This is a genomic window from bacterium (genome assembly GCA_018830565.1).
In the GTDB taxonomy this organism is placed as follows: Bacteria; UBA9089; JAHJRX01; order JAHJRX01; family JAHJRX01; genus JAHJRX01.
The window spans coordinates 1-23438 of record JAHJRX010000042.1; the positions used below are offsets into that span (position 1 = coordinate 1).

The following is a 23438-nucleotide window of genomic DNA, read 5'->3' on the forward strand; positions in this document are numbered from 1 at the left end:
AATCTTGCCCACTCTTTTTTGCTCATTTCGAAAATGTCCTTTTCTTCCATTTCTCCCTCCTTTTTTGAGGGATATTTTACATCCTTAAACAGGACATTTTCATTTTGCCAGATTAGGACATTTTCATTTTGGTATTACACGTTTTTTCTTTTTTGTTGAAGAGCACCAAGGATTGTGTTAAAATTTTAAAGATTATGAAAAAAGAAAAAGGCGTATCATTAATTGAACTTTTATTGGTCATGGGATTCTTCGTAGGAATAGCCATTCCTGTGTATAATTTTATCGATACTACGGTAAGGATAATTAGCCGATCTCGGTTAGAAGTTAAGATGAATGACTATATTAACTCAAAGATGGGCCGAGTTTGTGAGGATAAGATTTGGGATATGCCTCTAGGCCTTAATAGAATTGAAAAAAATGAAATTCATCCCGATTTAAGAGAGATAGTTATCTTTGATCAAGAAAGTCCAATTATTGAGATATCTTATGGTAGAGATATTATCACCAAAGAAGTAGATTCAGAAATAAGGAAGATAACTATGAATATAAAGTGGCGAACCACGTTGGTTAAAGATAATAAACCCTTGATAAAACAAACTAAGTTAATAACTTATCGAGCAAATTTAAAATAAGTTTTTGGATAAGATGAAAATTCTTAAAAAAGAATTAGGATTTACTATTATTGATCTTATCATCATGGTGGTAACGGTCTTCATTATCTTTTTTCTAGTAAAAGATATTGCCAATGAGACTAAAGAAGACATAGATAAAAATATTGACTATATTGATTTAGAAAGTACAACGATAAAGATAAAAAGATCCATCATTAGCGATGTAGAAAAGACCTATGAATTATTCCAAGAAGACACTGCCTTAGTGGAATTAATAAATAAAAGAAATAATTTCCGAAAAATCCGCCTACCTTTAATGATTATAGATAAAAATAAAAATGCAGGAGATGGGGGAGAGCTGCTATATATCTTAAAAAAAGAAGAAGAAAAGCTCTTAGTGGTATTGTATGCGATCTTAAATAAGAACGACTTAGTGAAGTTTAAGTTTATTTATAATGAGGATCGCTTCATTTTTAAAGAAAAAGAGGTTATTTCTAAAGACATTATCTATCTTCATTTCCAAGGTAAAAAGAATGATAAGGTCATTCAAGTAAGAGGAAGATTAGGTAAAAATAAAGTCCGGCATAATTTTAACTTTACGGCAAAAATGTACACTACCAACGTAGGTTTAAGAAGATCATGGGACTACTAAGATCATCAAAAGGTTCAGCTCTTGTCATGATTCTTATCTTCTCAGCCATATTCTTACTTTTTTGTGGTGGAGTGATGAAGATTTCAGAGTATATCCTTAATCGGATAGAAGATGTTTCAGAAAAGATGCAAGCAGATTATTTAGCTTCAGGTGGGCTGCAATTAGTCACCCGAAGATTAGTCTTAGATGAAGGATATAAAGAAGATACTTGGAAGATTTGTCCCATCCTCTGTCGGGTAGAAAAAAATGGCTACTTTATGATAAAAAAAGTAGAAAAGGGAGGAAAGACTGAGGAATTTGAAATAATTAAGGTTGAAGTAGAAGGAAGATTTGAAAAATGGAGTAACAAGATAAAGACCAAGTTAAATATGAAAAAAGGCGTGAAGATCAAAGGTGAACATCAAGAGTAAATTTGTCATCTTTTTAATAGACTCATTGCTCAATAAAGAATAAAATTTTATAATTAATTGAGATGATTAAAGTTATATGAAAATATTTGATATTTTTCTAAATTTCTTTATTCTCTTATCAATAAAGGGCTCGAAAAGATTTTTATCTTATTATGCAATAGGTCTAATAATCTCCTTAATTACCTTATCTTCAGCTAAGGCAAAAGAGGTAAACTTTTATGATCATAAATACTTGGATTTAAAATACCAAGGAGATTCATTAAGTTCCCCTACCGTGGTTGATCTTAATGATGATGGGATAATTGACCTTATTATTATAGGTACTCTGCAAGGTAATATTTATGCTTGGGATACAAAAGGAAATCTTTATCAAGGCTATCCCCTTACCATAGCTGATGAAATAAGGGGTAAAGTTTATTGCATAGATATTAATAATGATCTTAAAAAAGAGTTAGTAGTAGCTACCTTATCAGGATATATAATAACCCTTAATATTTCAGGAGAAAAGTTATGGATAGGGCAGGGGGGAGGAGAAATAATTAAAGGAATAACCATAGATGATGTGGATGAAGATGGAATTATGGAGATCTTAGTCCCTCTTGCTTCTAAAAGAAGTGGTTGTTTAGCAATAGATGGAGTTTCCCATAAAGAGAAGTGGTTTTTTCCATCTTCCCTCCAAAGTAATCTCCCTCAAGTAGGAGATGTAGATGGAGATGGCCAGAAAGAGATTATCTGTTCAGGTATAGACAATCTTTATTGTTTAAATAATCAAGGGCAATTACTTTGGAAAAAGTATATTGGAAGCAACTTAAATGAGACTCTTGAATCTTGCCAGCCAGCTCTTTCTGATGTGGATGGAGATGGTAAATTAGAAGTAATCATGGTAGCTAATAATAAACTTATCATCTTAGATGGAAAAGGAAAGGAAATTCTACAAATATCATATGGGTCTTCTCGGCTTAACAAGAGTATAAATCCTCCTTTGGTGATAGATTTAAATAAGGATGGAAAAAATGAGGTAGTCTGGGCTGATTGTTCTAACAATTTCTATGCTTTCTCCATGGATAAAAAGATTATCCCAGGCTTTCCTATTTATACTCTCTCTACCATTGGCGACCATTTTCATACTACGCCGGTGGTTTTAGATTTAATTGGGGATAATGATTTAGAAGTGATCCTTACCAGTATGGATGGTTATGTATACCTGATGAAGTATGATAGAATAGGAAAAAGTTTAAAAATGTTAGATTCCGTGAGACTACCTCATTTAGATAATTTTAAAAAGAGTCCCTTGAATGTAAATCCATTAATCTATGACTTAGATGGAGATAATGACCACGAGTTATTAGTTAACTACCAAGAAGGAGTGGCTATTTGGAGTTTTCCTAAAAAAAGAGCTGCTAAGATATTTATAGAAGAAAGAAAGAGTACCTTTGAGAAAAGAAGATAAGGATAGAAAGATTATCTTTAAAAAGTAGTTATTAATAAAAACCGGACATTAGGAAATAATACCGAGCAATAAAAGATAAACTTATTTGTCCTCAAATTAATTTGCTCTATGTCAAATTTTCATTAATAAGTGCTTTAAAAAGTATGTCAAAAATTATTACCTTGATTACTGATTTTGGAATAAAAGATTGTTATGTAGGAGTAATGAAGGGAGTAATTAGCTCCATTATTTCTTCAGCCTCTATTATTGACCTCACCCATGAAGTTAAGGCAGGAGATATAGAAGAAGCAGCTTTTATTATTCAGGCTGCTTTTAAGTATTTTCCCAAAGGAACTATTCATGTAATAGTAGTTGACCCAGGAGTAGGTAGTAATCGAAGAGTAATTATTGTCGAGAGCAAAGATTATTATTTTATAGCTCCTGACAATGGAGTCTTAAATTATATCGTAGAACCATTAAAAGATATTAAGATCATCTCAGCTCTTAATAAGAAGTATTTTTTAAAGGATATTAGTCATACCTTTCAGGGAAGAGACATCTTTGCCCCTCTTGCTGCTTATTTGGCTTTAGGAATAGATATTAAAGAATTTGGAGAAGAGATAAAAGAAATAACAACCTTTCCTATTAAGAAGGTGACCAAAGAAGACTCTTTATTAATGGGTGAAGTAATTTATATTGATAAATTTGGCAACTTAGTGACTAACTTTACCCCTCTTAACTTATCTTTCTCAAAAGATATAATTATCAAGATTAAAGACTATAAGATTTTTAAGATCAATGATTTTTATGCTCAAAGCAAAGAAGGTGAATTATTGGCCATCTGGGGAAGTAGTGATCACTTAGAAATTTCTATAAACGGTGAAAGCGCTGAAGAGTTTTTAAGAGCAAAAAAAGGAGATTTAGTTACAGTTTCGCTTAATAGCGAAAAAACGTCAAAATTTTAGGAGGAAGAGATGGAAAACAACAAAGATGAAACTTGCCAAGAAACTAAAGAAGAAGAAAAACAAGAAATACCTTTTCAAAAAGCTCAATTTTTAGACCTGGTATTTATGTTATCGACAAGTGCTTTTCAACATTTGGGAGAAGTAGCAGACCCCGTGGAGAATAAAAAGAAGGTAGATTTACCATCAGCCAAATATACTATAGATTTAGTTAGTCTTCTCCAGGAAAAAACCAAGAGTAATTTAACAGATAGTGAATCTAAGATCTTAGATGACATCTTGTATAATCTGAGAATGAAGTACTTAGAAATGACCAATAAAAAAGTAAAGGAAGGTTGAAACTTTATGGCTATATTTGAACTTATTACCCCACCCCATATCATCTTTGGAAAAGGAAGCATTGAGAAGCTCGGATTAGAATGTGTCAAGTTTGGAAAGAAAGCTTTGTTGGTGACTGGAAGTTCGGCAATGAGAAAGTTAAAGATATTAGACCAAGTTACGGAAGACTTAGAAAGATCGGGCATTAAACCATTCTTATTTGATGAGATAAAGGGAGAACCTGACTTAGAGATAGTTGAAGAAGGTAGAAATTTAGCGAAAAGGCATGAGGTTGAGATGGTGATTGGATTAGGAGGAGGCAGTGCCTTAGATGCAGCTAAGGCTATCGCCGGCTTGTTTCATGAAGAAGGAAAGTGCGAAGAATACCAAAAGGAGAGAAAAATTAAAAAAAGAGGAATTCCTTTTATTGCTATTCCTACCACTTCTGGAACAGGGACTGAAGCCACTTACAATGCCGTAATCTTAAATAAGAAAGAAAGAGTCAAGAAAAGCCTTCGAGATTTTTCTCTGATGGCTAAATTAGCAATTGTTGATCCTTTATTAAGTAGGAGTGTTCCTCAAAAAGTTAAAACTTACACCGGAATAGATGCCTTAGTTCACGCGATAGAAGGATATATCTCTAAAGAAGCCAACTCTTTCACTGATCCTTTAGCTCTTTCAGCTATAAGCCTAATTCAGGCTAATATTAGAGAGATGGTTTATAGTGAAAATAATCTTTTTGCTTATGAACAAATGTCATTAGGTGCTTTAAAAGCTGGAATGGTAATTGCTAATGCTAAATTAGGAGCTATCCATGGCATTGCTGCTTCCTTAGGAGCATTTTTAGAAATTCCCCATGGCTTAGCTTGCGCAGTCCTGTTACCAAAAATTTTGAAATTCAATCAAGATGTTTGTAATTTGAAATTTTACCATTTACTCCAAGCTTTAGGAGAGCAGACTAAAGACCTATCGCTTACAGAAGCTTTTACAAATTGTTTTACTTTTATAGAGAAACTATTATTAGATTTAAAGATCCCTTTCTATTTAGAGAGATCTCATGTTACTCAAGATGATATCTTGTCCATAGCCAATAATTGTTCTGCTTCCATAAACTTTAATCCTAAAGAATTAAAGAGAGAAGATATTATCAATATTATTAATAGTGTCTTAGTTAAATCTTAATTGTTCAGCCAAAAGCTCTCGGCAATCAGCTAAAACTAATAAAATCAGGTAATAGCGTCACTGATGGTTAGAAACTAAATTGAAATTCATAGAAAATAGATAGAAGCAAAAAAACGAACAATCACAAAGGTTTGTCCTTATCTATCCCTGTCTATTTAATCTTATTTAAATTGATAAAATATTTTAAAAAAGCCGAGGAAAGACTCTCCTTGGCTCTTTATTTATAACCATGACCACAAAACTTAAGATAATTAAATCCGTAGGCATAGTAAGCATAATCACCTTCTTTAGTAGAATCTTAGGATTTTTACGAGATATGGTCATTGCCAGTAAATTTGGAGCAGGGCTAATTACTGACGCCTTCTTTATTGCCTTTATGATCCCTAATTTATTTCGCCAGCTTTTTGGAGAAGGCGCCCTTAGTGCTGCTTTTATTCCTGTCTTCTCAGACTACCTCGTCAACAAGGAAAAGAAAGACGCTTGGCAATTAGCTAATCTAGTCATTAATTTATTACTCTTAATCTCTATCGTCATCACTATTTTAGGGATTATCTTTGCTCCTTATGTAGTTTGTTTGATTGCCCCTGGCTTTAGTAAAAATGTAGATTTAGCTATCTTGTTAACCCAAGTGATGTTTCCTTTTATGATCCTTATTTGCACCGCCGCACTATTGATGGGTATTTTAAATGCTTGCCAGCATTTTAGTATTTCTGCTTTAGCTCCTGTTTTGTTAAATATTAGTATGATTTGCTCCGTTTATTTTATCTCTCCATTCTTTAAAGAACCTATCTTAGGCTTAGCCTTAGGGGTTTTATTAGGTGGATTTCTCCAGGTAGCTGTTCAAATTATCCCCCTCTTAAGAAAAGGATATACTTATAAGTTTAACTTAAGCTTAAATCATCCGGGAATAAAAAAGATTGGTAATTTAATGATTCCTGCAGTAATGGGCTTAGCTATTACCCAAGTAAATTTAGTGATAAGTCGTAGTCTGGCTTCTTTTTTAGGTACGGGAAGTATTTCTGCTCTTTACTATGCTAATAATTTAATCTGGTTACCTATTGCCTTATTTGGAGTCTCCCTGGGAACAGTATCGTTTGCTATGATGTCTAGTCAAGTAGCTAAAGAAGACTTTTCTTCTTTAAGAGAAACATTAATCTTAAGCTTAAGAATGCTCATTATGACCACCATTCCAGCTAGCATAGGTTTAATTGTTTTAGGCGAACCAATTATTACCTTGCTCTTCCAAAGAAATGAATTTACTTTAAATGATACCATAGCTACTAACATCGCCTTGTTTTACTACGCTTTAGGGATATTTGCTTTTGCAAGTTTAAGAGTGATAACTCCCGTCTTTTATGCTTTTAAAGATACAAAAACTCCTTTAAAAACTGGAGCAGTGGCTGTTATTTGTAATTTGGGATTAAGCATCTTGCTTTTGCCATCTCTAAAACATGGAGGATTAGCTTTAGCGACTACTCTTTCCGCCTCTTTAAACTTTGTCATTTTAATGGTCTTTTTAAAAAAGAAGGTTGGTTCTTTAAAAGATGGTCATCTTCTTACCTTGTCAGTAAGGACATTGGTGGCTTCTTTAATCATGGGTATTACTTGTTTTATTATTATTAATAATGTAAAATATTCTCTATGGTGGCAAGTACTCGTATCTATCTTCTCAGGAATCCTTGTCTTGTCAATATGTTATAAATTATTTAAGATTAAGGAGATGGATAGCTTAATCAAAAAACTTGCCACCTATGTAAAGAGCTTAAAAAAATGATCAGGGTGTTAAATGGCTTTGGATCTTGAAAAACTTTCTTTTCCAGATGAGCCTGGTGTTTATTTAATGAAGGATAAGAAAGAAAAGATTATCTATATTGGTAAAGCTAATTCTTTGTCTAAGAGAATAAAATCTCATTTTCAGAACAAAGAGGACTTTATTAAGAAAGAATATTTAATTCCTTTAGTTGATAAGATTGAATATATAATCACCAGAGATAAGATTGAATCTTTAATCTTAGAAGCTAATTTAATTAAAAAACATCAGCCTCGATTTAATATTAAATTAAAGGACGATAAGAGCTATCCGTATATTAAGATTGACCTAAATAAAGCTTACCCCCGGATGGTAGTAACTAGAAAAAGATTAGATGATCAAGCAGAATATTTTGGTCCTTATCCTTATGTGAAAGGCTTGAGAAAAACTCTCCAAATTATTAAAGAATTATTTCCCCTAAGATTATGCCATAAGATAAATCAAGTAAAAAAGAAACCTTGTTTAAACTATGATATTAAGTTTTGTTTAGCTCCTTGTGCCGATTTAATAAGCCAAGATAATTATTATCAAATAGCTCATCAGGCTTGTGAATTCTTAAGAGGTGAAAAAAGCGAACTTTTAGACAAGCTAAAAATCCAGATGAAAAATTTTTCTAAAGAGCTGAAGTTTGAGGAAGCAGCTAAATTAAGGGATAAGATTACCTTGATTGAAGGGATATTAAAACATCAAGAAACGGTAATTTCCAAAGAAGATATCGATGTCATAGCTTTATCTTTCAGCCGTACCTTAGCTATTGTTGTGATCTTACTCATAAGGGGTAAAAGAATTTCAGATCAAAGAACCTTCTTATTGGACAATGTTAAGTATCTAAGAATAAGCGAATCACAACTTCTTGCTAATTTTCTTAAGCAGTATTACTTAAATAAAGACTTTATTCCTTCTGAGATCATCCTTCCTTACAAGGTAGAGGATCAAGAAATACTTGAAGCTTGGTTAAAAGATATAGCTAAAAGAAAGGTAAAAATAGCTACTCCTAATCATGAAAAGAAGAGACTTTTAGACTTAGCTTTACTTAATGCTGATGCTATTTTAGCTCAAAAAGAGACGGGTAGTGTCTTAATGCAACTTAAGGATCTTCTCAAGTTAGAAAAACTACCTATCTATATCGAAGGATTTGATATCTCTAATCTGAGCAGAGAAAATGCCGTCGGTTCTTGTGTCGTATTTAAGGAAGGAAGGCCTGTCAAAAAAGAATATCGGAAGTTCAAGATAAAGACAATCAAAACTCAAGATGATTTTGCAATGTTAGGAGAAATAGTAGAAAGAAGGTGTCAGAGATTATTAAAAGAAAATAAAGATTTACCTAATTTAATGGTTGTCGATGGTGGTAAAGGCCAGCAAAATTTTGTTAAAAAAGCCTTAGAAGGAATAGGAATTACAGAGATTGAAGTAGCGGCCATCGCTAAAGAGCGGCCAAGATTAAAAAAAGAAGATCGTATCTTTCTTCCCCACGAAAGAGAAGATGTAACTCTTCCTAAAAATTCACCAGCCTTAAGATTAATTCAAAATATCCGTAACGAAGCTCACCGATTTGCGATAAGTTATCATAAAAAATTACGAAGTAAGGAGATGGTTAAAAATGACCAAGTTATTACTCATTAGACATGCGGAGTCCCTCTGGAATGCGGAAAATATAGTCCAGGGCCAGATGAATTCTCCCTTAACTCCTTTAGGCATAAAACAAGCAGAATTATTAGCTGATTATCTGCAAAATATGGAGATAAGTAAGATTTATTCAAGTGATTTAGGTAGAGCCATAGATACAGCTAAGACAATTTCTAAGAATTTAAATTTACCGACTGAAGAAGTAGCAGAACTAAGAGAAATTAAGTTAGGGGAATGGGAAGGTAAAAAAGCAGACGAGATTATAAGTAAGGATCAAGATTTGTATTATCATTGGTTTCGTTATCCTAGCCAAACCATAATTCCTCAAGCAGAAAGCATTAGTAAGTTTAGTGAAAGGATTATTCCTGCTTTTTACCAAATTATCAATAAACATAAGGATGAAATAATAGCGATAGTCTCCCACGGAGGAGCAATTATTACCTTTTTAGCTCATTTGTTAAAAGTAGAGTTAGACTATATTTACTGGATGATAGAGATAAGCAACGCGAGTGTAAGTGTATTTGAATTTTACGAAGATAACTACTTTCGGCTGATAAATTTAAATAATACCGATTTTTTAAAGAATAATATTAGAGGTGAATAATGAAGTTTCCAAGGTCAAGTGGTATTTTGCTTCATCCTACTTCTTTGCCTAACCAATTTGGCATTGGAGATTTAGGAAGAGAAGCCTATAAATTTATAGATTTTTTAGTAGAAACTGGCCAGAAATTGTGGCAAATACTTCCTTTATCTCCAACTAGTTACGGTAATTCTCCTTACACTTCTTTTTCTGCTTTTGCTGGTAATCATTTATTGATTAGTCCAGAAGAGTTACTCAACCAAGGGCTACTTTTTTCTTCTGATTTATCAAACCTTCCTCTTTTTCCAGAAGATGAAGTTGACTATGAAAAAGTAATTGAGTTTAAGAACTCTCTCTTTCAAAGATCTTTTGAGCATTTTAAAAAAAATACTTCTTGGGAGAAAAGAGAAGCCTTGGAAACATTTTGCCAACAAAATTCCTCTTGGCTTCCTGATTATGCCTTATTTATGGCTTTAAAGGATGATTATCAAGGAACTAGTTGGAATAAATGGGATAAGAAGATAACCAAAAGATCTCTTGAGGCTATAAAAGAAGCTTCTGAAAAATTAATAGACTCTATCTTATTCCATAAATATTTACAATGGCAATTTTTTAGACAATGGTCATTTTTAAAGGAGTATGCTAATAACAGAAATATTAAGATTATTGGTGACTTGCCTATCTTTTTAGATCATAACAGTGCTGATGTCTGGACACATCCAGAGATGTTCTTTCTCGACAAAAAAGGTAATCCTTTAGTAGTAGCCGGGGTTCCTCCTGATTATTTTAGTAACACCGGACAACGATGGGGGAACCCTCTTTATCGATGGAAAACAGCGGCTCAAAGAAAATATGATTGGTGGATAGCTCGATTTAAAGCGATGTTACAAGTAGTCGATATTGTTAGAATAGACCATTTTCGAGGCTTTGAGGCTTATTGGGAGATTAAAGCTACGGAGGAGACAGCCATTAATGGAAGATGGGTTAAAGGGCCAAGAGCTAAGTTATTTAAGGCTTTAGAAAAAGCCTTAGGCAAACTTCCTATTATTGCTGAGGATTTAGGTGTCATTACTGAAGAAGTGAAGAGATTAAGAGACCAATTTGAATTTCCAGGAATGAAGATTTTTCAATTTGCTTTTGGTTCAGGTGCTGACAATCTATACTTACCTCATAATTTTTCTACTAAAGACTGCGTAGTCTATACTGGAACTCACGATAATGATACCATCATAGGTTGGCTTACTAAGACCGCTACCTTGAACGAACGAAATCATGCTTTAAGATACCTCGGGAGAGAAAGTGAGACTCAAATTCACTGGGATTTTATCCAATTAGCTTTAAGTTCCATCGCCAATATGGCTATTATCCCCTTACAGGATGTTCTTGGCTTAGGAAACCAGGCCAGAATGAATCTTCCGGGAAAGGCTTTAGGAAATTGGAAATGGCGATACACTTCCCAGATGTTAAATAATGGATCTAGAGAAAGATTAAAAGAATTGACTGAAAGATACGGTCGATAAATATGGAAGAATTTGAAGTAAGGATACTTGAGATTGATATAGAGAAAGATTAAGAGAGTTGACTGAAATGTACGGTTGATAAATATGGAAGAATTTGAAGTAAGGATACTTGAGATTGATATAGAGAAAGATTAAGAGAGTTGACTGAAATGTACGGTTGATAAATATGGAAGAATTTGAAGTAAAGATACTTGAGATTGATAAAAAAGAGATTGAAGAAAGGTTAATTTCTTTAGGGGCAGAAAGAGTCTTTGAGGGAGAAATTCATGCTTTCTTCTTTGATTTTAAAGATAGCTCTATCAAGAAGGCTAAAGACTTAGTTAGATTAAGAAGAGTAGGCCAGCGATCATTTCTGGCTTTTAAAAAATTTGTAGAATCTGAAGAAGTAAAAGTTCGTCAAGAATTAGAAGTAGAGGTTTCTGACTTAGAAACCACCAAGTTAATCTTAGAATCGTTAGGTCTTGTGTCTTGGTTATTCACCAGAAAAAGACGTCTTAGTTATAAATTAAACCATGTTCATTTTGAGTTTGATAAATATCTTGACCATTATGAATTTGTTCCGCTGTTTTTAGAAGTAGAGGCTCAAAACTTAGAAGAGATCTATAAATATGTGGAGTTACTTGGGTTTAAAAAAGAAGACTGCCAGCCTTGGACTATCTTAGAATTAGCTAATTATTATTCATAAACGTTCAGTGGCTGAAGGCTGATATCTGAACGTTTACTATTATTCTAATAAAAAAAAGAGAGGAATAATACTATGTTAAGATTAGAAAGAGGCCAAAAATTATTTATCTTTATTCAGATCGTTATCGATGCCATATTAATTTTAGCTTCCTTTTATCTTACCTGCTATCTTAGAATAGCTTTAAATCCTTTCTTTATAGAAAAATTTAAAGATTTAGTTGTTGCTTTAAGATTTATTCCTCCTTTATATCTAATCATTTTTTTATATCTAATCATCTTTAATAAATTTGGCATTTACGACCTCTCTAAAAAAAGAACCTTTTTGGATAATTTGCTCTTATTGATGAAAAGCACATTTTATGGGACTTTTATCTTGATAACTATTGCTTTTCTCTTTAAAGCTGAAAACTATTCTCGCTCCTTAATCTTTCTCTCTTTTTTTAATGTCTCCTTACTTGTCTATTTTGGCCATTTTTTAAGTAGAAAGATTTTAGCTTGGTTAAAAGCACAAAAGGTTGGCTTAGAAAAAGTAGCTCTTGTTGGCATAAACGAAGAAGTAAGAAAAATGGCTGAAGGCATAGAAGAAGACCCAAAATTAGGGTTGTATTTTATAGGATACTTAGTAAGCAAAGCTACCTCTAATCAAGTATCTCCTTCTATCATAAAAGACCATAAGATTATCGGAGAAGTAACTAATTGTAAAGAAATTATCAATAAACATGGAATAAACCGGATTATTATTTGGGACTCTACTCTGAGCCGAGAAGAACTCTTCTCTTTGGCTGCTACTTGTGAAAGAATGGATGTTTATTTAAATATGGTTCCAGATTCCTTAAGCTTATTTTCTCGAAAGATTAGTCTTACTCAGATAAATGGGTATCCTTTAATTGCTTTACGGAAGATGGAGCTTGACCACTGGGATGCGATGGTGAAAAGAATCTTCGACCTTACTGGAGCTGCGATAGGTATAATTATCTTACTTCCCGTAATCTTATTAATTTCTATCTTAATTAAGCTTAATTCCAGAGGCCCTGTTTTTTATACTCAAAAGCGTCTGGGAAAAGGAGAACGTTATTTTCAGTTTTATAAATTTCGCTCGATGGTCAAAGGTGCTAATAAAATAGTTTCAGAGGAAAAACGAAGAGAACATGCTGATGGCTATCTCTTTAAACTTAAAGATGATCCTCGAATTACTAAAGTGGGGAAATTTCTTAGAAAATACAGCTTAGACGAATTACCCCAACTTTTTAATGTCTTAAAAGGAGAGATGAGTTTAGCAGGACCTCGTCCCTTACCGGTAATTGATGTAAAAACCTTAGGAGATGATGAGCATTATAATTTTTGGGCTAATCAAAGAACAAATGTTCTTCCAGGAATTACCGGACTTTGGCAAGTAAGCGGACGAAGTAATCTTCCCTTTGAGGAAATGGTAAAACTTGATCTTTATTATATAGAAGAATGGTCTATTTGGTTAGATATTAAGATTTTATTAAAGACAATTCCGGTAGTCTTGTTAAGCAAAGGAGCTTATTAGTTAAGGACGGCCATATTTTTTATTGTTGGTGGCTTAAAGATAAAGAATGAATTGAATTTGGCGGAAAAATTGTGTATACTGTGTATAATGTAATGGTAGAAACTAGCTTCAAACTTAGCTCTTTGTATCCTTGGATCAATTCTGTCAGATCTAATTAGTTGTTCAAAATAGAGTAATTTTCTATACCATCTTGTTTTTAAGATAGGAGGAGTGTTTACATGGAAGGTAGAATTATCTTTGTTTTTGGGGGGATTAGGAGTGGAAAGAGTGATTTTGTGGTAAATTTTGCCTTAAGGGTAAAGAAAAGTGTCACCTTTATTGCCACCGCAGAACCTATTGATGAAGAGATGAAAGAGAAAATAAAACTTCATCAACAAAGTCGGCCTAAAAAATGGATTACTATTGAGGAATCTAACGATATTGGATCAGCTTTAGATAAAGTAGAGAGCGAAGTAATCATTATAGAATGTTTAGCTACTTATATCTCAAATTTTATGATCAAAGAAAAAGATCCCCTATGGGAAATGAAGCATCTCTTAAATAAAATTTCTAAATCAAATAAGCGAATATTTATCATTAGCAATGACGTGGGTAATTGTCTTATTCCTGATAATAAATTAGGACGAGACTTTATCAATATTATGGGTAAAATTAATCAAGAAATAGTTAAATTAGCTCATGAAGTTTATTATCTTCGGGCTGGAATTTCAGATAGATTAAAATAGATCTAAACACTAGAGGGTTTAAAGACTTTGGATAGATAAAGACGATGGAAGCTATGAAAATAGATTTTTTTCAAGAAGAAGTAGAAGAACTTAAAAAGAAAGGATTACATAGAAACCTCCTGGTGATTGAAAGTGCTCAAAGACCAAGAGTTAAAGTAGAAGGAAGAAACTTTCTCTTGTTTTCTTCTAATAATTACTTAGGTTTAGCTAATCATCCCCAACTAAAAAAAGATACCAAAAAGGCAATAGATAAGTATGGAGTTGGAGCAGGAGCATCTCGATTGATTTCTGGAAATATGATCTTACACCAGAAGCTTGAAAAAAAGATTGCCGAATTTAAGGAGTGTGAAGAAGCGATAATATTTACTTCCGGTTATACAGCTAATATAGGGGTAATACCAGCTTTAGTAAGGAGCGGTGATCTGGTTATTATCGATAAATTATGCCATGCTAGTATTATTGATGGTTGTCGACTTTCTAAGGCAAAACTACAAGTATATCCTCATCGAGATGTAGAGGCATTAGAAAAAATCCTGAAGAGATCTGATAAGAAGGCTATTAAAAGATTAATTATTACCGAGGGTATCTTTAGCCTGGATGGAGATATCTCCCCTTTGCCTGAAATACTAACCTTAGCTAAGAAGTATGAAGCTTTAATATTATTAGATGATGCTCATGCTACTGGTGTTTTAGGAAAAGAAGGTAGAGGAACATGTGAATACTTTAACTTAAAAGATAATTGTATTATTCAGATGGGTACCTTTAGTAAAGCTTTAGGAAGTTTAGGGGGATTTGTAGGAGCAAATAAAAGTCTCATTGATTATTTAAGAAATAAAGCCAGAAGTTTTATTTACTCTACCGCCTTACCTCCTTCTGTCATAGCTACTTCTTTGTCTGCCCTAGAGATAGTAAAAAGCAATCCAAGACCAAGGGAGAGATTGTGGAAAAATGTAAACTATTTAAAAAAGAAACTTAAGGAATTAGGATTTAACTTGTTAAATACTACTTCTCAGATAATTCCTTTAATAGTTGGAGATAACGAAAAAACATTAAGAGTTTCTGAATCTTTATATCAAGAAGGGATACTTATTCCAGCTATTCGGACGCCTACTGTCCCCAAAGGAACAGAAAGGTTAAGAATTACCTTGATGGCTACCCATCAAAAGAGAGATTTGGATTATTTGATTTCAGTTTTCTTAGAGTTAGGTGAAAAATGTCTCCTCAGTCCATAATGATTCAAGGAACAAGTTCCCATGTAGGAAAAAGCCTTGTTGTAACAGGGCTTTGTAGAATATTCAAACAAGATGGCCTAAAGGTAGCACCTTTTAAGAGTCAAAATATGTCTAATAATTCTTTTGTCACAGAAAAGGGTGAAGAAATTTCGAGGGCACAGGTAGCCCAGGCCGAAGCAGCTAAGATTAAGCCTCTCATCGAGATAAATCCAATATTGCTAAAACCTACTTCCGATCAAAGAGTGCAAGTAGTAGTCAAAGGTAAGGTAATCTCTAATATGGATGCCTTAACCTATGATAAACACAAAAGAAAGCTCTTTAAGGTAGTAGAAGAGTGTTATCAAACTCTTGGTGGTTTATTTGAAGTAATTGTCATTGAAGGTGCTGGAAGTCCAGCCGAAATAAATTTAAAAAATAAAGATATTGCCAATATGAAGATTGCTCACATGGCTAATTCACCCGTGATTTTAGTAGCTGACATCGACAAAGGAGGAGTTTTTGCTAGCCTTGTTGGTACTTTAAGTCTCTTGCCACCTAAAGAACGAAGGAGAGTGGCTGGAATTATTATTAATAAATTTAGGGGCAACTTAGAAATTTTAAGACCTGGCCTAGATTTTATAGAAAAAAAGACCAAGATTCCTGTTTTAGGGGTCATACCTTACTTAGAAGATATTTATGTCTCTAAAGAAGATTCTGTGGATCTAGAGCAAAAAAAGGGGTTAAATAAAAAGGGGCAAATAGAGATAAAGGTGATTAAACTTCCTCGGATTTCAAATTTTACGGACTTTGAACCATTAGAAAAGGAAGAAGTAAGCCTACAATATGTATCTAAGGTTAATGAGGTAGGAAAGCCAGATTTATTAATCATTCCAGGCAGTAAGAATACCATTAACGACCTAACTTACTTATATAATTCTAAGTTAGCTGAAAAGATTAAAGAAGTAGTTAAGAGTCAAGGTATTATCTTAGGCATTTGTGGTGGTTACCAGATGCTGGGAAGAAAAATTGTAGATAAATACGGCGTGGAATCAGATAGTAAAGAGATTGATGGTTTAAATTTATTAAATATTCATACTTCTTTAAATAAAGAAAAAAGGACATCTCGAGTTAAAGCAAGATTGGCTGGTCTAAAGGAGTTTATAGATTTTGATGAGGTTATAGATGGTTATGAGATCCATTGTGGAGAGACAAAAGTAATTAAGGAAAATTTTGCTTTCGAGGTAATAAGTCAGGCTGGAAAAAGAAAACCTTTCTACAAGGAAGGAAGTGTAAGTAAAGAAGGAAGGGTAATTGGCACTCATCTTCACGGAATATTTGAAGATAATGAATTTAGGAATAAATTCATCAACTACTTAGAGAGAAAAAAAGGTATAAAAAAAGGAGAGATTCTTTATCTTAATCGAGATGCAGAATATGATAAATTAGCGGAAATACTTCGAAAAAATTTAAATTTACCTAAGATTTATGAAATCTTAAGAAGTGGTGTTTAAAGATGGAATTTATAATTATCTTATCCCTGGCCGTGATCTTAGACCTTTTACTTGGTGATCCAAGATGGTTGCCAATGGTGGTAGTTTACATTGGCAAAGCCATTACTAAATTAGAACCATATCTTCGTAAAAAGGTTGAAGATGAAAGATGGGCCGGACTTTTACTGGTAATCTCGATCGTTAGTGGTACTTATTTAATAATCTTTATTCTTCTCCAAGTAACTATCCAAATCCAGCCCTATCTATATTTTTTAATAAGTATCTATCTTTTATTTAATGCCATCTCTATAAAAGGCATGGCTTTGGAAGCCAAAAAGATAGTTATATCTTTAGAAAGGATTAAAGAGAGCTACCATAAAGAGTTTTGGATTAAGAATGCTCGTCAAAGATTAGCCAAGATTGTAGGAAGAGATACTCGCTATTTAAGTGAAGAAGAGATAATGCGGGCTACGATAGAATCTGTAGCAGAAAGTATCACCGATGGAGTAATCTCTCCCTTGTTCTACATGTTTTTAGGAGGATTGCCTCTCTGTTGGGCTTATAAGGCGATAAATACTTTAGATTCTATGGTCGGGTATAAAAATGAAAGATATAAAAATTTTGGTTATTTTTCAGCCAAGTTCGATGATGTAGCTAATTATATTCCCGCTAGACTTACCGCTTTACTTTTTATCTTAGCTGCATTTTTCTTGAAAAAAGATTACCTAAGAACCATAAAGACGATCTTAAGGGATGGCAGAAAGCATCCTAGCCCCAATAGCGGCTTAGTGGAAGCAGGAATGGCTGGGGCGCTGGGAATAAAATTAGGAGGAAAAAATTACTATCAAGGGAAATTACAATTTAGACCTTATTTAGGAGAAGGGAATTCAAGAGAAGGGAGTTTAAGAGAAGAGATAAAAAAGATAGAGACAAAACATGTTAAGGAATCCATCAAGTTTTTATATTTAGTCTCATTTTTAATGGTGATCATATCTTTAACTTTAAAGGTAATGATATAAAGAAAGGTAATGATATAAAGTTAAGAGAAATGATAGAATACTAAGCGGCAAGAAAATAAAGATGAAAAAATAAAGATGAAATTATTAGAAGAGACCTTAAAAAAAATAACCACGGTGGAAGAGAGTTACCAAGAAGCTTTTCATCGTTGGGATAATTTAGCTATTCCTAAGGGAAGTTTAGGAAGATTAGAAGAATTTGCTAAAAAAATAGTCTCTATTACTAAAAATCAAAGACCTTTGCTTAAAAATAAGGTTATTTTTACCATGGCTAGCGATCATGGTGTAGCTAACTTAAAAGTCAGTGCTTTTCCTAAGGAAGTTACTCTCCAGATGCTCTATAATTTTTCCAAAGGAGGAGCAGCTATTAATATCTTAGCTTCTCAGGTAGGAGCTCGTATTGTGGTGGTTGATATGGGAGTAGAAGCAGAAGTAGATTCAAAGTTTAACATCTGTAATAAAAAAGTTAATTATGGCACCAAAGATTTTACTCAAGGAAGAGCTATGAGCAGAAAAGAAGCTATTTTAGCTTTAGAGAGAGGAATTGAAGTATTTGAAGAAGAGTATCAGAAAGGAATAGATATTATTGGGACTGGAGATATGGGTATTGGCAATACTACTTCTTCTAGTGCGATTACGGCTGTGATTACCAAAAAATCAGTCAGAGAGGTAACTGGAAGAGGGACAGGCATAGATGATCTTACCTTAGAAAAAAAGATAGCGGTTATTGAAAAAGGAATTATGTTAAATCTACCTGATCCTGAAGATGGAATTGATCTTCTTTCTAAGGTAGGTGGTTATGAGATTGGTGGCATAGCTGGAGTTATTTTAGCAGCTTGTGCTCGTAGAATACCGGTAGTTATTGATGGCTTTGTCTCTACGGCCGGAGCTTTAATTGCTATTTTACTAAAAGATGAAGTCAGGGGATACTTATTGGCCGCTCATAGTTCCGTAGAGAGGGGACATAAAATAGCTTTAGAAAAACTAAGACTTACACCCATTATTGACTTAAACTTACGTTTAGGAGAAGGAACAGGAGCAGCTTTAGTTATTGGGATTATTGAAGCAAGTTGTAGATTGTTAAACGAAGTTTTAACCTTCAGTGAAGCTGGAGTAAATAAGAGTAATTTATGAAGCGTTTTATTATTGCTTTACAATTTTTAACGCGGCTAAAGATTCCTTATTTAAGATTAAGTAGTGATAGTGTTGCTATTGCTCAATCGACAAGATACTTTACAGTAGTCGGCTTATTTTTAGGATTGTTAATCTCGGTGGTTTATTGTATTAGTCAGTTATACTTTCCTAAGATAATTGCTTCTCTAATTACAGTCTTTACCTTAATTTATACTTGCCGAGCTTTACATTTGGATGGTTTTGCGGATACTATTGATGGATTATATGGAGGAAGTTCGTTAGAAGATAAGTTAGAAATTATGAGGGATAGCCATATTGGCACGATGGGCGTGGTAGGCTTAATCTTGTTATTATTGGGAAAGATTCTTTTTATAGCTAATATAAGCACCAATTTAGTTTATACTATTCTATTCTTAATGCCAGCGGTAGGAAGAGGAAGTATTGTCTTTCTCTCTTATTTTTCAAACTACGCTCGGGAAGGTTTTGGAATAGGAAGGGCTTTTACTGAATGCGTAGAATTAAGGGAGTTATTAATTTCTCAGTTAATATTATTGATGGCTTTAGTCTTTACTCTTAAATATCAAGGGTTATTATTTTTTATCTTAATCTCATTGTCTTCACTTTTTTATCTTATTTATCTTAAAAAGGAAATTGGTGGGCAGACTGGAGATACCTTAGGAGCTTTATGTGAAATTAATGAGCTGTTGTTTTTAGGGCTGGCCTATCTAATGTCTTAATGTTTACTATTATTGCCAAGATAGCCAAAAGAAAAATCAAAAAGCGGGATGATAAATAACCTCCCGCTTTTTTTTATTACCTAATCTAGATCTATTCTTACTTATGATAGTTTAATATTCGTCTTCTGCCATCCCTCTTTTTTCTTTCTTCTTCTTTTCTGGAGCTTCTGTAACTAAACACTCTGTGGTAAGCATCAAAGCAACAATAGAAGCAGCGTTTTGAAGGGCAGTCCTGGTTACTTTAGCTGGATCGATAATTCCTTCTTCTATCATATCACAATATTTATTATTAGCGGCATTTAATCCATAATTATATTGATTCTTTTCTCTTATTTTTTCAATAATCACCGAGCCGTCCACTCCTGCATTTTCCATGATCGTTCGAATTGGATCCTCTAAAGATTTTCTAATAATGGCTACTCCTACCGCTTCATCACCACTTAACCTTAATTCATCTAAAGCCTTCTGGGCATTTAAAAGAGCAACTCCTCCTCCCGGAACAATTCCTTCTTCTACCGCAGCTTTAGTAGCATGAAGAGCATCTTCTACTCGTGCTTTCTTCTCTTTCATCTCTGTTTCAGTAGCTGCTCCTATACTAATTACGGCTACTCCTCCAGATAACTTAGCTAATCTCTCTTGGAGTTTCTCCTTATCGTAATCTGAAGTGGATTTTTCAATAGTGGTCCTGATTTGAGCAATTCTACCCTTAATCTTATCTTTTGCTCCACTTCCTTCTATGAGGGTGGTGTTTTCTTTATCAATTTTGACACTCTTTACTCTTCCTAAATCGCTTAGTTTAACATTTTCTAATTTTAACCCGAGCTCTTCAGCTATAACCTTGCCTCCGGTGAGGATAGCAATATCTTCCAGCATTGCTTTTCTGCGATCACCAAAACCTGGAGCTTTTACAGCTACGCATCTTAAAGTGCCTCTCATCTTGTTTACTACTAAAGTAGCTAAAGCTTCACCTTCTATTTCTTCAGCTATAATCACAAAAGATTTTCCTGCTTGAGCAATCTTTTCTAAGATAGGAAGCAAGTCTTTCATTGCGCTAATCTTCTTTTCGTAAATCAAGAGATAAGGATCTTCTAACTCAACTATCATTTTTTCTGCATCAGTTACAAAATAAGGTGAAATATAGCCACGATCAAATTGCATCCCTTCCACTAATTTAAGTTCAGTAGTAGTAGACTTAGCTTCCTCTATGGTAATAACTCCGTCTTTTCCAACTTTTTCCATAGCCTCAGCTATTAAATTACCTACAGATTCGTCCATATGCGCACTTATCGTTCCTACTTGAGCCATCTCTTCTTTTTTACTTATTTCTTTGGCATGTTTTTTAATATCTTCTGCTACTACTTTAACTGCTTTTTCAATACCTCGTTTCAAAGTCATAGGATTTGCTCCGGCGGCAATATTCTTTATTCCTTCTCTGTAAATAGCTTGAGCCAATAAAGTAGCTGTTGTAGTGCCATCGCCAGCTACACTTGAAGTCTTCTCGGCAACTTCTTTTACTAATTGAGCACCCATGTTTTCATAAGGATCTTTTAATTCAATTTCTTTAGCTACTGTTACTCCATCGCAAGTAATGGTAGGAGCTCCAAATTTTTTGTCTAAAACAGCATTCCTTCCCTTAGGTCCCAAAGTAGTCTTTACTGCTTCAGCAAGTATATTTATGCCTTTACTAAGGGCATTCCTTGCTTCTTCTTGAAATAGTAATTGTTTAGCCATCTAATTTCCTCCCGTAGATATTTTTTTATTAATTTTATCTATTTCTATTTCGATCTTTTTTAAAGATTATTACTCAATAATTCCTAGGATACTATCTTGATCTGTGATTAAGTATTCCTCGTCATCTATCTTTATTTCGCTGCCCGAATACTTACTAAGTAAGACTCGATCGTTAACTTTTACTTCCATAGGAATTAAATTGTTCTTCTTGTCTAATCTCCCTCTTCCTACGGCAATCACTATTCCTTCTTGAGGTCTTTCTTTAGCTGTATCGGGTATAATAAGACCACTTTTAAGTTTTTCTTCTGTTTCTACTCTTTTTATGACTATTTTATCCCTCAACGGTTTAATCTTCAACTTAATTTCCTCCTTTATTAATTCTACAAATCTTAAATTATTTTTATTATTTTTATTATAATTAATTTTAAAATCTTTGCAACAAAAAAATTTATGTAAACTTAATTTTTTACTCCATCTTTACTTTAAATAGCTTCCTTTGGTGGTAAGAAACTATCCAAAGATTTTTTCCATCAAAAGTAATTCCAATAGGGTCATTAAAATCCAGGATCATCTTTTTAACTATTTGGCCATCTTTTGGATCAATTTGGCAGATCATCGACTGATTCCAGATGGTAGACCAGAGATATTTTCCGTCCCAGGCCAAAGAATTATGGCAACCGGGGGCTTCTTCTAAAAAAAAGCTAATTACTTTACCATCTTGAGGACTTAACTTATAAAAACAAGCATTACTACTTGAATACCACAAATAATTCCCATCAAAAGCCATTCCATAATGATGGTAACCAGCATCTGGAACATAAAACATATCTACTACCTGTTTACTCTTTGGATCTACTTTAAATATCTTGTCCATAAAACAATCTGCGCACCATAGATACTTTCCATCCCAAGTAAGACCGGTGCCCTCTAAAATATTAATCCAAAAATTAGAGATTACGTTTCCATCTTTTGGATCTATTTGGTAAAGATAAGATTTTGAGATCCCCCAAAGATATTGACCGTCCCAAGTAATGTCATTAAGACAAAAAGGAAGACTTATCTCTTCTTCAATAACTATTTTTTGCTCCTCTTTATCCTGGCTGACTAAATTACTCTTCTCTTTTATCTCTTCTCTATTTTCCGTTGGTTCTTTTTCTACGAGAAGTTTTTCTTTATGACTTTTTTCTTCCTCTTTTTCTTCTGACCATACTTTTGTTTCTTCTTCTAATTCTTCTATCTTTTCTCCTTTATTTTCTTCAGGCAAAGAAGACTTAATATAGATTATTCCCACATCTTTTTCTAAGCAATCAACTTCAATCTTGCTTTCTGCTAAGATTTTCTCCTTTTCTTTTACTTTTAAAATGTACTCACCATAAGGAATATTTAAAAAAGCAAAACATCCACCTTTATCTGTCTTTTGAGGAGAAAATATAAAGCTTTTATCTTCCTTCTCTAATAACAATAAAACTTCACTCTTGGGTATATGATTTTCATCTAAAACTACTCCTTCTAAAATTTTACTAATCTCTTTAACTTGGTCAATCTTATGTTTTAAAGCAAAATTTTCTACCTCTTTTATTAACTCTTCCTTTTTTTCTAAACGTATTCCTCTTAACTTACTTAATTCTTCTTCTCTCTGACAGCTTAAAAGACTAAAGATGAAGATAAAGATTAATATTAATGGTTTCTTATTATTCATTAATTTCTCTTTTATTAATTTCTCTTTTATTTTCTAAAAGTTAAATAGACTCAAATTTCTTGCTTACTTCTTGCTTACTTAAAGTAAAAGGATACTATACTCATTTTAAATAGTTTTGCAAAGCAAATCATTGAGGTTGTCAAGAATAGAGTAGCAATTCTAATTATGAAAATTTCTTTTTATTTTATAGGATTTTTATTCTATAGGACTATAATCAAATTTGTAAAATCTGTAAAATCTTATAATTTAGAATGGCTGAGAATAGAGTAAATAATATGTAATACCAAAATGAAAATGTCCTAATCTGGCAAAATGAAAATGTCCTGTTTAAGGATGTAAAATATCCCTCAAAAAAGGAGGGAGAAATGGAAGAAAAG

General features: G+C 33.2%; 22 protein-coding genes. 19 read left to right on the top strand and 3 right to left on the bottom strand.

Annotated features, from left to right (window positions below):
* The first annotated feature begins 194 nt into the window (after positions 1–194).
* The 19 genes from KJ849_03125 to cobS all read left to right on the top strand — a co-directional run bounded on the left by KJ849_03125 (position 195) and on the right by cobS (position 19631).
* The gene (locus KJ849_03125; protein MBU2599552.1) at positions 195–632 is read left to right on the top strand and encodes a hypothetical protein; all 438 of its coding nucleotides are present in this window, start codon (positions 195–197) and stop codon (positions 630–632) included.
* A 13-nt stretch (positions 633–645) separates the two neighbouring features.
* Entirely contained in the window at positions 646–1263 is a 618-nt protein-coding gene (locus KJ849_03130) for a hypothetical protein (protein ID MBU2599553.1), read from the top strand.
* The gene (locus tag KJ849_03135) at positions 1251–1673 is read left to right on the top strand and encodes a hypothetical protein (GenBank protein ID MBU2599554.1); all 423 of its coding nucleotides are present in this window, start codon (positions 1251–1253) and stop codon (positions 1671–1673) included. The genes KJ849_03130 and KJ849_03135 overlap by 13 nt, the downstream gene beginning before the upstream one ends.
* A gap of 76 nt (positions 1674–1749) precedes the next feature.
* Entirely contained in the window at positions 1750–3123 is a 1374-nt protein-coding gene (locus tag KJ849_03140; GenBank protein MBU2599555.1) for a VCBS repeat-containing protein, read from the top strand.
* Positions 3124–3266: 143 nt separating this feature from the next.
* Entirely contained in the window at positions 3267–4067 is an 801-nt protein-coding gene (locus tag KJ849_03145) for an SAM-dependent chlorinase/fluorinase (GenBank protein ID MBU2599556.1), read from the top strand.
* A gap of 9 nt (positions 4068–4076) precedes the next feature.
* Positions 4077–4403 carry a DUF1844 domain-containing protein gene (locus KJ849_03150; GenBank protein MBU2599557.1) on the top strand — a complete coding sequence of 109 codons (327 nt, stop codon included), beginning with the start codon at positions 4077–4079 and terminating at the stop codon, positions 4401–4403.
* A 6-nt stretch (positions 4404–4409) separates the two neighbouring features.
* Positions 4410–5564, top strand: coding sequence for an iron-containing alcohol dehydrogenase (locus KJ849_03155; protein MBU2599558.1), 1155 nt, complete (start codon positions 4410–4412; stop codon positions 5562–5564).
* A gap of 229 nt (positions 5565–5793) precedes the next feature.
* Positions 5794–7338, top strand: a complete 1545-nt coding sequence (gene murJ / locus KJ849_03160) for a murein biosynthesis integral membrane protein MurJ (GenBank protein ID MBU2599559.1) — start codon at positions 5794–5796, stop codon at positions 7336–7338.
* A gap of 12 nt (positions 7339–7350) precedes the next feature.
* Entirely contained in the window at positions 7351–8997 is a 1647-nt protein-coding gene (uvrC, locus tag KJ849_03165; protein ID MBU2599560.1) for an excinuclease ABC subunit UvrC, read from the top strand.
* On the top strand, positions 8975–9604 hold the full coding sequence (locus KJ849_03170) for a histidine phosphatase family protein (GenBank protein ID MBU2599561.1): 630 nt from the start codon (positions 8975–8977) through the stop codon (positions 9602–9604). The genes uvrC and KJ849_03170 overlap by 23 nt, the downstream gene beginning before the upstream one ends.
* Positions 9604–11100 carry a 4-alpha-glucanotransferase gene (malQ, locus tag KJ849_03175; protein MBU2599562.1) on the top strand — a complete coding sequence of 499 codons (1497 nt, stop codon included), beginning with the start codon at positions 9604–9606 and terminating at the stop codon, positions 11098–11100. The genes KJ849_03170 and malQ overlap by 1 nt, the downstream gene beginning before the upstream one ends.
* A 166-nt stretch (positions 11101–11266) precedes the next feature.
* Positions 11267–11785, top strand: a complete 519-nt coding sequence (locus KJ849_03180) for a CYTH domain-containing protein (protein ID MBU2599563.1) — start codon at positions 11267–11269, stop codon at positions 11783–11785.
* A 72-nt stretch (positions 11786–11857) separates the two neighbouring features.
* Complete coding sequence (locus KJ849_03185; GenBank protein ID MBU2599564.1) at positions 11858–13318, top strand: sugar transferase; 1461 nt, start codon at positions 11858–11860, stop codon at positions 13316–13318.
* 218 nt (positions 13319–13536) lie between these two features.
* A complete protein-coding gene (locus tag KJ849_03190) occupies positions 13537–14043 on the top strand; it encodes a bifunctional adenosylcobinamide kinase/adenosylcobinamide-phosphate guanylyltransferase (protein MBU2599565.1) in 507 nt (168 codons plus the stop codon).
* Between the two features lie 59 nt (positions 14044–14102).
* Positions 14103–15275: an 8-amino-7-oxononanoate synthase gene (bioF, locus tag KJ849_03195; protein MBU2599566.1), complete on the top strand. Its 1173-nt coding sequence runs from the start codon at positions 14103–14105 to the stop codon at positions 15273–15275.
* Complete coding sequence (locus KJ849_03200) at positions 15275–16765, top strand: cobyric acid synthase (protein ID MBU2599567.1); 1491 nt, start codon at positions 15275–15277, stop codon at positions 16763–16765. The genes bioF and KJ849_03200 overlap by 1 nt, the downstream gene beginning before the upstream one ends.
* 2 nt (positions 16766–16767) lie before the next feature.
* Positions 16768–17763, top strand: coding sequence for an adenosylcobinamide-phosphate synthase CbiB (gene cbiB / locus KJ849_03205; protein MBU2599568.1), 996 nt, complete (start codon positions 16768–16770; stop codon positions 17761–17763).
* 75 nt (positions 17764–17838) lie between these two features.
* A complete protein-coding gene (gene cobT, locus KJ849_03210) occupies positions 17839–18894 on the top strand; it encodes a nicotinate-nucleotide--dimethylbenzimidazole phosphoribosyltransferase (GenBank protein ID MBU2599569.1) in 1056 nt (351 codons plus the stop codon).
* Positions 18891–19631, top strand: coding sequence for an adenosylcobinamide-GDP ribazoletransferase (cobS, locus tag KJ849_03215; GenBank protein ID MBU2599570.1), 741 nt, complete (start codon positions 18891–18893; stop codon positions 19629–19631). Before cobT ends, cobS begins: the two co-directional genes overlap by 4 nt.
* A 111-nt stretch (positions 19632–19742) precedes the next feature.
* Here cobS and groL read toward each other — a convergent pair whose 3' ends face one another.
* The 3 genes from groL to KJ849_03230 form a co-directional block, all read right to left on the bottom strand.
* A complete protein-coding gene (gene groL / locus KJ849_03220) occupies positions 19743–21362 on the bottom strand; it encodes a chaperonin GroEL (protein MBU2599571.1) in 1620 nt (539 codons plus the stop codon).
* A gap of 69 nt (positions 21363–21431) precedes the next feature.
* A complete protein-coding gene (locus tag KJ849_03225) occupies positions 21432–21719 on the bottom strand; it encodes a co-chaperone GroES (GenBank protein MBU2599572.1) in 288 nt (95 codons plus the stop codon).
* Between the two features lie 109 nt (positions 21720–21828).
* Positions 21829–23061: a glutaminyl-peptide cyclotransferase gene (locus tag KJ849_03230; GenBank protein ID MBU2599573.1), complete on the bottom strand. Its 1233-nt coding sequence runs from the start codon at positions 23059–23061 to the stop codon at positions 21829–21831.
* Positions 23062–23438 lie beyond the last annotated feature (377 nt).

Coding starts and splice junctions, on each gene's coding strand:
- KJ849_03125 (MBU2599552.1), top strand. CDS start 195: ATGAAAAAAGAAAAAGGCGTATCATTAATTGAACTTTTATTGGTCATG.
- KJ849_03130 (MBU2599553.1), top strand. CDS start 646: ATGAAAATTCTTAAAAAAGAATTAGGATTTACTATTATTGATCTTATC.
- KJ849_03135 (MBU2599554.1), top strand. CDS start 1,251: ATGGGACTACTAAGATCATCAAAAGGTTCAGCTCTTGTCATGATTCTT.
- KJ849_03140 (MBU2599555.1), top strand. CDS start 1,750: ATGAAAATATTTGATATTTTTCTAAATTTCTTTATTCTCTTATCAATA.
- KJ849_03145 (MBU2599556.1), top strand. CDS start 3,267: ATGTCAAAAATTATTACCTTGATTACTGATTTTGGAATAAAAGATTGT.
- KJ849_03150 (MBU2599557.1), top strand. CDS start 4,077: ATGGAAAACAACAAAGATGAAACTTGCCAAGAAACTAAAGAAGAAGAA.
- KJ849_03155 (MBU2599558.1), top strand. CDS start 4,410: ATGGCTATATTTGAACTTATTACCCCACCCCATATCATCTTTGGAAAA.
- murJ (MBU2599559.1), top strand. CDS start 5,794: ATGACCACAAAACTTAAGATAATTAAATCCGTAGGCATAGTAAGCATA.
- uvrC (MBU2599560.1), top strand. CDS start 7,351: ATGGCTTTGGATCTTGAAAAACTTTCTTTTCCAGATGAGCCTGGTGTT.
- KJ849_03170 (MBU2599561.1), top strand. CDS start 8,975: ATGACCAAGTTATTACTCATTAGACATGCGGAGTCCCTCTGGAATGCG.
- malQ (MBU2599562.1), top strand. CDS start 9,604: ATGAAGTTTCCAAGGTCAAGTGGTATTTTGCTTCATCCTACTTCTTTG.
- KJ849_03180 (MBU2599563.1), top strand. CDS start 11,267: ATGGAAGAATTTGAAGTAAAGATACTTGAGATTGATAAAAAAGAGATT.
- KJ849_03185 (MBU2599564.1), top strand. CDS start 11,858: ATGTTAAGATTAGAAAGAGGCCAAAAATTATTTATCTTTATTCAGATC.
- KJ849_03190 (MBU2599565.1), top strand. CDS start 13,537: ATGGAAGGTAGAATTATCTTTGTTTTTGGGGGGATTAGGAGTGGAAAG.
- KJ849_03200 (MBU2599567.1), top strand. CDS start 15,275: ATGATTCAAGGAACAAGTTCCCATGTAGGAAAAAGCCTTGTTGTAACA.
- cbiB (MBU2599568.1), top strand. CDS start 16,768: ATGGAATTTATAATTATCTTATCCCTGGCCGTGATCTTAGACCTTTTA.
- cobT (MBU2599569.1), top strand. CDS start 17,839: ATGAAATTATTAGAAGAGACCTTAAAAAAAATAACCACGGTGGAAGAG.
- cobS (MBU2599570.1), top strand. CDS start 18,891: ATGAAGCGTTTTATTATTGCTTTACAATTTTTAACGCGGCTAAAGATT.
- groL (MBU2599571.1), bottom strand. CDS start 21,362: ATGGCTAAACAATTACTATTTCAAGAAGAAGCAAGGAATGCCCTTAGT.
- KJ849_03230 (MBU2599573.1), bottom strand. CDS start 23,061: ATGAATAATAAGAAACCATTAATATTAATCTTTATCTTCATCTTTAGT.